The sequence below is a fragment of the Methylobacterium tarhaniae genome (genome assembly GCF_001043955.1).
Classification (GTDB): domain Bacteria; phylum Pseudomonadota; class Alphaproteobacteria; order Rhizobiales; family Beijerinckiaceae; genus Methylobacterium; species Methylobacterium tarhaniae.
The window spans coordinates 1-938 of record NZ_LABZ01000355.1; the positions used below are offsets into that span (position 1 = coordinate 1).

Consider the following 938-nt stretch of genomic DNA (forward strand, 5'->3'; position numbering starts at 1 on the left):
TCCAGCACACGACGTTCCCGCCCGCCGCCATCGCCTTCAGCGGGCGGGTCGACTTGCGCTTCCCGTCGGTAAACCACGGGCTCATCGGCCGCGGCCTGACCTGCTCTTCCGCCCGCCCCCTTACCCCCCCGGCCAGGGGCCTCGGGCGAGATGAGGCCTCCCGCACGCCCCGGCGCCATCCGCCCACCGACGCCCCGCCCGTGGCCGCCACCCCCCCCCGCTCCGCCGCCGATCCCGCGCCGTCGGAGGCCGTGCCGGCGCCGCGCCCCGTCGCCGCCCCGCGGGAGCGGATCCTGCACGTGTTCCGGGCCCCGGTCGGCGGCCTGTTCCGCCACGTCCTCGACGTCGCGCGGCTGCAGGCGGAGGGCGGCCACGCGATCGGCCTGTTCTGCGATGCGAGCACCGGAGGGCCCCGGGCGGAGGCAGCCCTCGCCGAGCTGGCGCCGCGCCTCGCCCTCGGCATCACCCGGCTGCCGATGCGCCGCAACCCGCATCCGAGCGACCTGACGGCACTGGCGGCGCTCTCCGGCCTCGTGCGCCGTGCCGCTCCGACCGTGCTGCACGGCCACGGCTCCAAGGGCGGCCTGTTCGCCCGCCTGGTGCCGGGCGCGCTGCCGGTGCGGGCCTACACGCCGCATGGCGGCAGCTTCAACTACCGCCCGGGCACGCCGCTCCATCGCCTCTACATGCTGGCCGAAGGCATGCTCACCCGCCGCACCGACGTCTTCCTGTTCGAGAGCGACTACATCGCCGGGCGCTACCGGGCCTATGTCGGCCCGACCGACCGGCTGGTGCGCGTGGTCCATAACGGCATCGGCGCGGCGGAATTCGCCCCGATCGTCCCGGGTCCGGATCCGGTCGACCTCGTCTATATCGGCGAGCTGCGCGAGGCCAAGGGCGTGCCGGTGCTGTTCGAGGCCCTGGCGCGCCTGCGCCGG

1 protein-coding gene is annotated in these 938 nt (G+C 75.9%); it reads left to right on the forward strand.

Annotated elements, in window-relative coordinates; translation table 11 throughout:
• Positions 1 to 200 precede the first annotated feature (200 nt).
• Positions 201 to 938: glycosyltransferase family 4 protein (locus VQ03_RS29905; protein WP_048454574.1), on the forward strand; the 738-nt coding region annotated here is incomplete at its 3' end.